The organism is Psychromonas sp. (assembly GCF_041586535.1).
Classification (GTDB): domain Bacteria; phylum Pseudomonadota; class Gammaproteobacteria; order Enterobacterales; family Psychromonadaceae; genus Psychromonas.
Map to the genome: position 1 here is coordinate 1 of NZ_JBFGZY010000170.1, position 7,980 is coordinate 7,980.

The 7,980-nt window shown below is 40.9% G+C and carries 9 protein-coding genes; 8 read left to right on the forward strand and 1 reads right to left on the reverse strand.

Annotated elements, in window-relative coordinates; genetic code table 11:
• Positions 1–558: 558 nt before the first annotated feature.
• The 8 genes from ABZA00_RS15450 to rpoS all read left to right on the forward strand — a co-directional run bounded on the left by ABZA00_RS15450 (position 559) and on the right by rpoS (position 6,756).
• The gene (locus ABZA00_RS15450; RefSeq protein ID WP_372883052.1) at positions 559–1,137 is read left to right on the forward strand and encodes a phosphopyruvate hydratase; all 579 of its coding nucleotides are present in this window, start codon (positions 559–561) and stop codon (positions 1,135–1,137) included.
• 174 nt (positions 1,138–1,311) lie between these two features.
• Positions 1,312–1,590: a cell division protein FtsB gene (ftsB, locus tag ABZA00_RS15455; RefSeq protein ID WP_372883053.1), complete on the forward strand. Its 279-nt coding sequence runs from the start codon at positions 1,312–1,314 to the stop codon at positions 1,588–1,590.
• Between the two features lie 3 nt (positions 1,591–1,593).
• Positions 1,594–2,286: a 2-C-methyl-D-erythritol 4-phosphate cytidylyltransferase gene (ispD, locus tag ABZA00_RS15460; RefSeq protein WP_372883054.1), complete on the forward strand. Its 693-nt coding sequence runs from the start codon at positions 1,594–1,596 to the stop codon at positions 2,284–2,286.
• A gap of 10 nt (positions 2,287–2,296) precedes the next feature.
• Positions 2,297–2,776, forward strand: coding sequence for a 2-C-methyl-D-erythritol 2,4-cyclodiphosphate synthase (gene ispF / locus ABZA00_RS15465; RefSeq protein ID WP_372883055.1), 480 nt, complete (start codon positions 2,297–2,299; stop codon positions 2,774–2,776).
• Positions 2,776–3,813, forward strand: coding sequence for a tRNA pseudouridine(13) synthase TruD (truD, locus tag ABZA00_RS15470; RefSeq protein ID WP_372883056.1), 1,038 nt, complete (start codon positions 2,776–2,778; stop codon positions 3,811–3,813). The genes ispF and truD overlap by 1 nt, the downstream gene beginning before the upstream one ends.
• On the forward strand, positions 3,810–4,547 hold the full coding sequence (gene surE, locus ABZA00_RS15475; RefSeq protein ID WP_372883057.1) for a 5'/3'-nucleotidase SurE: 738 nt from the start codon (positions 3,810–3,812) through the stop codon (positions 4,545–4,547). The genes truD and surE overlap by 4 nt, the downstream gene beginning before the upstream one ends.
• Before the next feature lie 222 nt (positions 4,548–4,769).
• A complete protein-coding gene (locus tag ABZA00_RS15480) occupies positions 4,770–5,660 on the forward strand; it encodes a peptidoglycan DD-metalloendopeptidase family protein (RefSeq protein ID WP_372883058.1) in 891 nt (296 codons plus the stop codon).
• A 124-nt stretch (positions 5,661–5,784) separates the two neighbouring features.
• Positions 5,785–6,756: an RNA polymerase sigma factor RpoS gene (gene rpoS / locus ABZA00_RS15485; RefSeq protein ID WP_372883059.1), complete on the forward strand. Its 972-nt coding sequence runs from the start codon at positions 5,785–5,787 to the stop codon at positions 6,754–6,756.
• 177 nt (positions 6,757–6,933) lie between these two features.
• On the opposite strand, the gene ABZA00_RS15490 is transcribed toward rpoS, so the two are convergent.
• Positions 6,934–7,785 carry a carotenoid biosynthesis protein gene (locus ABZA00_RS15490; protein WP_372737186.1) on the reverse strand — a complete coding sequence of 284 codons (852 nt, stop codon included), beginning with the start codon at positions 7,783–7,785 and terminating at the stop codon, positions 6,934–6,936.
• Between the last annotated feature and the right edge of the window lie 195 nt (positions 7,786–7,980).

Sequence of the window (7,980 nt, forward strand, 5' to 3'; positions counted from 1 at the left end):
CACGCAGAGCTTTGCCCGCTCGTAACACTATGCTGTCGCATAACTCGCCCAAAAGAAAGGCTGCCCAAGCCATTTTTTTATCTTGTACTGCTCAAGCACTTTTTAACGCACCATCCCAGCCAGTACATCCTCCCTGTACTGGCTGAGATTAGGGAAATCTAGGCCGGGCCTTCTCATGAACCTAAACTGTCGTTTAATTCGCTCCATGATTTTCCTTGCTAAAGTACTTGCTCAATACAAGAAAAATGGATCGGGGAAACGTAGCCAATTTGGATTGGTATCCAAATTCCACAATCATGGGACTTTTGTATAAGAGTCAGGCCATCAGCCATCAGCCGCCAGCAATACTTTCATTAACATGTATTGTGTACTAATACCAATTTGATTAATTAACTGATCACCTTCAATATTTAGCTCCACACTTGTGTTCAGGGGCTACTGCCTCAGTCGCACCCAATAAAATAGATCAAAAATTTAATCCAATTGGTATAACGCTTTGGCAAAAGGTAAACTGCGCACCTTTAAAAATAATATAAAAATATAGTGTAGGAAATGAGTATGGAGTTATTTGTAGAAGTATTAGGTTGGACCAGTGTCGCTTTTTATATTTTATTATTGGTTTTTAATGGAATGAAAAATATGCGCCTGACCTCCTTTTTGTCTGTCGCTAATGACGTACTTTGGGGATTTATGATCGGTGTGATGCCTAAAGTGTTACTGAATTTAGTCGTAGGTGGCGTTACCTTGTATCGTTATGTTTGTGATTTTACCAATACTTCTAAAAAAATGATTTATCTGTTGCTAGTGTTAATGTTGACCGGCATTGCATACTTTGCTTATTTCGCTGTTAACACTTATTTAGCAAATCCATCTTTGGGTCTATTACTCACCTGGATCGATTTTGCAGTGATATTAACGGCACTAAGTATGAAACGTCTGCGCTTATTTCAGATGTTTATGCTCACCTCCGCTTTTGTCGGCGGTTATGCATACTTCCTGCTTGGCATCGAACAGATGGTGGTGATTAAAATAATAGTGGCTGCTTTGACCAGCTATAAACTCTTTATCCGCCCGGTTTATCCTGAGTTGGAAAGCAAGCTGCTTTTTGGAAAGCTGCGTAGTGGCTCGGCGGATTAAAAGGGTTATCCTTTTTACAAAGGATTTTTTTTACTTTTACACTGCATGTTAATTTCACACTTAATGTGTGAAAATAGAGATATCGAAAGAAGTTGAAGGTGAAGGAGTCTGCATCTTTAAGCCCTTTGAGTATATTCTGTTAATATCACACTTTCGTCTGGAGTTTGCTCTTTTATGCGTTTATTTGTATTTGTTCTGCTGTGTTTATTGGCTTTGTTACAATACCATTTATGGTTTGGAAAAAATGGATTACGGGACAGGCACGCACTGCTTGAGGAAGTTGAACTGGTAATAGAAAGTAACAGTGAATTAAGACAGCGTAACCTTATGATGTTCTCCGAGATTGAAGATCTCAAAGAGGGGACTGACGCGATAGAAGAGCGTGCCCGCAATGAGTTGGGCTTAGTCAAAGAGGGTGAAACTTTTTTCCGTATTGTACCAAAAGAAGATTAGCAGATGAGTCGATTAAACTTAAATGCGGTGATAGCTGCCGCAGGTATTGGTAAACGTGTTGGTGCAAATATTCCTAAACAATATTTAACTCTGTCAGGTAAGACTATTATCGAACATAGCATGTTGCCTTTTTTAAACCATCCGGATATTAAACAAGTGGTTGTTTCCATTGCCGAGAAGGATCAATGGTTCAATCGGCTGGCGGTGGCCAGGCATCCCAAAGTAAGTGTGGTTATTGGCGGGGAAGAGCGCGTTGATTCTGTACTGAGCGCATTAAAGGTGCTGCCGGAAGAGGGATATGTGTTGGTGCATGATGCCGCGCGGCCCTGCATTAGCAGCTGTGATATCAACAAACTAATAAAAAGTGTGGAGCAATCAGAGCATGGCGCAATTTTGGGAAGCAGAGTGCGCGATACGATGAAGCGCAGTGATCCCCAGGGGAAAATCATTCACACTGTTTCCCGTGATGACCTCTGGCATGCCCTGACGCCACAACTTTTTGAAAATAAAGTCTTAATTAACGCGATAGAAAATGCGGAATTTCCGCAGCAGATCACCGACGAAGCTTCTGCAATAGAAATGGCTGGATTGCCGGTAACTGTTATTGAAGGGCGTAGCGATAATCTAAAAGTGACCCGAGAAGAAGACTTAAAGCTTGCTGAGTTGTATTTATCGTCACAACTCCATAATTATTAAAGGATAACTTATGATCCGTATCGGACATGGTTTTGATGTTCACAAATTTGGTGGGCAGGGGCCGATAACTATTGCCGGGGTGAAAATACCCCATGTTCAAGGTTTGATTGCACATTCCGATGGTGACGTTGCCCTGCATGCTCTATGTGATGCGATTTTAGGGGCGCTGGCATTGGGCGATATCGGGCGTCATTTCCCTGATAATGATCCTCAATACTCAGGAATTGATAGCCGTAACTTATTACAAAATGTATTTCAGCAAGCCAAACAACGCGGTTATATTATTGGCAATATAGATCTTACCATTGTTGCGCAGGCACCTAAGATGGCGCCTTTTATTGCCGATATGTGCGCCGAGATTTCAGGTATTGTCGAAACTGAGATAGATAATGTTAATGTCAAAGCAACCACCACGGAAAGGTTGGGTGCTATTGGTCGCGAAGAAGGTATCGCCAGCTACGCTGTTGTTTTATTAATGAAGAAAAAATAATGACCGAAGAAGAAAAACAAATATTTAGCTTAGATTTTAATTACCTCTATGGTGAACCCCAAAGTAGTGGTCTGTTCAAACACTTATGTGAAGACTTTAATGTCGAAGAGCACCTCGGCTTTGAGTTAACAGGTGAGGGTGAGCATGTTTGCTTATGGGTACAAAAAGTGGGTGAGAATACCCAGTATTTAGCGCGTGCATTAGCAAAATTTGCGGCTATACCGGCTAAAAATGTCAGCTATGCAGGATTGAAAGATCGCCAGGGTGATACTAAACAATGGTTTTCATTACATATCCCGGGCAAGATAACCCCTGATTTTAGTACCTTTGAATCACCGGGGGTGAAAATTCTTAAGGTGGTCCGGCACAATAAAAAAATTAAAACAGGTGCCCTGGCAGGTAACTTTTTCAGCATTGTGCTGCGTGATATCAGTGATAAAAGCGCCCTGGAAAAAGCCTTATTACAAGTCCAGGGTGGTGTACCAAATTATTACGGTGCGCAGCGCTTTGGTTTTGACGGATATAATGTTAACGCTGCGTTGGCGATGTTCAGAGGCCGGAAAATAAAAGATCGCTTTAAACGTGGTATTTATTTAAGTGCTGCCCGCAGCTACCTGTTCAATCGGGTTGTTTCCGCGCGTATTAAAGATAATTTATATGTTAAGCCGATGCTCGGGGACTGCGTACAGTTTGTTGCTAACCGCTCATTTTTTCCCTTAACTGAACTTGATGCACAAACTGAACATCGCCTGCACAGCCGTGAAGTATGCTTGACAGCACCTTTATGGGGAGCTGGTGAGCTGACCTCATCAGATAATGCCAAAGAGTATGAAAGTGGCATATTATCCCCCTATCGGGAGATTCAGGAGGGGCTTGCTAAAAACGGTTTGAAGCAGGAGCGTCGCCCGCTATTATTAGTGCCTGAAAAATTCTCATCAACCTGGCTTGATGAGAACACCGTGAAATTGGCGTTTTATTTACCTTCAGGTTGTTACGCAACCAGTATTTTACGTGAATTGATAAAGGCAGCTGAATGAGTATATTAATAAGTAATGATGACGGTGTTTACGCGCCGGGTTTAAGTGCGTTATATCAGGCATTAAAGGATCTTAGCGAAGTAAAAGTGGTTGCCCCTGACCGTAATCATAGTGGTGCGAGTAATGCGCTGACATTGGAAAATCCACTGCGTATTCAATATCTAGAGAACGGCTTTATCTCAGTTAGCGGAACACCTACGGATTGTGTGCACCTGGCACTCAATGAAGTCTGTCTCAGTGCGCCTGAATTAGTGGTTTCCGGGATTAATGATGGTGCTAATATGGGTGATGACACCCTTTATTCCGGCACGGTTGCAGCGGCAATGGAAGGGCGATTTTTAGGTCTGCCCGCGATCGCGATTTCTCTGGCCGGTAAAACGCACTTTGAGAGTGCTGCCTTTTATGCTAAACAACTGGTTGAGAAGTTATTAGCACAGCCTTTATCGGCAAACCAGGTGCTTAATGTGAATGTCCCTGATCTGCCTTTAGAAGAGATTAAAGGTATTAAGGTGACGCGCTTAGGCAAACGTCATAAAGCTGAAATGATTGAAAAAAGTTATGATCCCAGAGGACGGGAAATCTTCTGGGTTGGACCTCCGGGAGCAATTGCGGAAGCTGGTGATGGGACTGATTTTCATGCTATTGAAAATGGATATGTATCAATCACTCCCCTAAAGATCGATTTGACTGCAAGCGAGCAGTTGTCCAACCTGGCAAGATGGTTAGATAAATAAATTATTCTACCATTCTTCTGGGAGATGCACATTTTGTATGAATCAGGGCGTTTTTATTGTCTTTATTTAGCGCTGCTTATTAAGTTTCTTGATGGTGGTAGATTTTATGGTATTAGGTAAGCAGATAATACAGGCTAATCCTATTTGTAGGCTACTTTCCAAGGTGGACGGATCAATTTTTCCGCCGTTATTTGATCCTTTGTCCTTAAGAATTGATTGTCCGTGAGAATTTTAACTTTTTTCCTCGTTATATTTACTTTTACTGGTTGTTCATCTCCACGTGGATCTGCGCCTGTCTCTGACGTGACCAAGCATGGAACGCATTCATACTACCAATCACCAACCTTTCTGGCTCAACGGGATACCTCGGTAATAAAAGGCAAAACCTACCGGGTGCAAAAAGGGGATACATTATTCTTTATATCCTGGCGTGCCAGTCTTGATCTAAATCGCCTGGCATTATACAACGGCTTAACTGCTCCTTATATTATTAAGGAAGGAGAAATATTAAAGTTAACTGCCGACGAGAAAAGCAAGACAGTTTATACGAAAAAGCCTCTTATAAAAAAACCATCACCATCACAAAATGTGCAAAAAAATGACAAAGTATCATGCGCAGATCAAAGCTGTAATAAAAACACTGCCGACGTGGTTGTGCAGAGAAAGGTAAAAGAATATCCTGCAGCCAGGGTAAAGGTTGAGGAAAAAGTGATCAAACCGACAACCTCGATGGCTAAAGTCAGCGATTGGCAATGGCCTGCCAAGGGGAAAGTAATTAAAACCTTTGCTGACTCCCAGTCGGGAATGAAAGGGATTAGTCTTGCAAACAAACGCGGGACTCCAGTTTATACCGCTGCATCGGGTGAGGTCGTTTATGCCGGTTCGGGCCTGCGCGGCTTTGGTAATTTAATCATCATAAAACATAATGATGATTACTTAAGTGCTTATGCTCATAATGAACAACTGTTAGTAAAGGAAAAACAACAGGTAAAAACTGGTCAAAAAATAGCAATGATGGGAGATAGTGGAACAGATAGTGTGAAACTGCATTTTGAAATTCGTTATCAAGGCAAGTCTATCGATCCTTTACGTTATTTACCTAAGCGTTACTAGTTGATGATTCATAACCACTTGATGATTTGATTAGATCTGTTTTATGTTCTGTTCTATGATAGGGTTTTACACAGCCCGCTTGGCTTGTTGTAAGGGAATATCAAGAATTTAAGGGGATTTGTCCATGGGTAAAAAGTTAAAATCAGATGAAGTTGATGCATTACCTTTTGATCTAAACGAAAGTGAAGATGATGAAGATGAAGTTGACAACGAAAATGACGATTTATCTACAACAAAGATGGCAGCGACAAATGAAGTTAAAATCATGGATGCGACCCAACTTTATTTAGGTGAAATTGGTTTTTCGCCGCTGCTAACCGCTCAAGAAGAAATTTATTATGCCCGGCGATCATTACGAGGTGATGAAGTATCACGTAAGCGCATGATAGAAAGCAATTTACGTCTTGTGGTTAAAATTTCCCGCCGTTATAACAATCGCGGATTATCATTATTAGATTTGGTGGAAGAGGGAAATTTAGGGCTTATTCGCGCGGTTGAAAAGTTTGACCCTGAAAAAGGCTTTCGCTTTTCTACCTACGCCACATGGTGGATTCGGCAAACCATTGAACGCGCAATAATGAATCAAACACGTACTATCCGCCTGCCGATACATATTGTAAAAAAATTAAATGTATATTTAAGAACCGCACGTGAATTAGCCCATACTCTAACGCACGAACCCACCGCTGAAGATATTGCAAAAGTTTTAGATGTCTCGGCAAAAGAAGTTTCTAAAATTTTAAAATTGAATGAGCGTATTAGTTCAGTTGATATTCCAATCGGCAATAATTCAGATAAGGAATTATTGGACATTATTCCGGATCGTAAAGAAGCTTCACCGGAAAATGAGCTGCAAGATGAAGATATGAAAGTGCGTATTGTTGAGTGGTTGGAGGATCTTAACCCGAAACAGCGCGAAGTATTAGCCAGACGTTTTGGTTTGTTAGGTTATGAAGCCGCAACGCTTGAGAATGTTGGTAAAGAGATAGGATTAACCCGCGAACGAGTTCGCCAGATTCAGGTTGAAGCATTAAAAGCGCTGCGTGAAGTATTATCTGAGCAGGGCTTATCAATCGAATCTTTGTTTCAAATATAAACAGGCCCCAAGCATAATAAAAAACGCATCAAATGACGGGCTATTAAGTGAAACTGTGGCTATAAAATTATTTTTATAGCCATTTCTTTGCTAAATTAGCATTTCGCGAATTAATTCAAGCACTAGAAAACGGTAAATAAGGCAAGCAAACTCACCGCATCATTACAATCCTAACTGCTACTGCTTTGGTTTAAATAAACGAACAAAGGCTAATACAACGGTATAGACCATAGTAAATAGCATTATTCCTACTGCTGTTTCATGTAGATTAGCGACACCCCATACGTTACCAGCCAGGTCGGTGATTAATTCTTTATTGTTTATTTGATGCAGGTAATGACCAATGTAAGACAATCCAATTAACATATAGAAAATGACAGGTTGTAACCAATATGACCTTTTCTCGGTTTCATCTGATTCAATGATTAAATGGCTATTTTTAGATAGATATATAGCGAAGATCTGCATGAATAAATAACAGGTTAGGTACCAACCCAGAAAGTTTACCAGTGGAACACCAAATATACCGCCAGCATTTTCCCAGATCCATATACCGTCAAATGTTGAAGTGAGAGGGTCTTGCACTAAATCAAACTGACACATAATAAAAGCACTGACAGCAGGCAATGCAATAAGGTTAAATTTCTTATCTAAATGTTTCTCAGCATGGTCAAGAATAATAGAGCCAATTGTCCATGACATATAACCGACCGCAATGTAAACCGGACCAACCAAAACCGGAACCTGGTCAATATGTAACCCACCAAGCGTGTAGTGATAGTTACCAAAAGGAAACCCGGTACGAATGCTCATATCTTCTAGAATGGTACTGACAATATAAGCGGTACCGATAAATACAAATGTACCTTTCCAGCCATACCTTTTGGGGGCGTGCATTAATACAAGGATAGATCCAAGTAAAAACAGTTGCCCTGTACTATGGTCCATCTGACCGGCAAAGACAATGGTGCTTATAAAATAGATAGCTACCAAAAACCATCTTGCAATATGTAGCTTATTTTTGTTCATCGTAATTCCTCATATTTATACGATTATTTTAAATTATGTAAATTGGACTAATTGACTAGGGTCTGTTGATCTTTCGAGATTGTTTTTGCAGCAGTTTGTTGGTTCTTTATACAAGGCAGAGCCTGCGTAGTGTAGTTATTCTACATAAACAGGCGATAACGCAGTAGAAAGAGCCAACAAGCGCTGCCCGAAGGG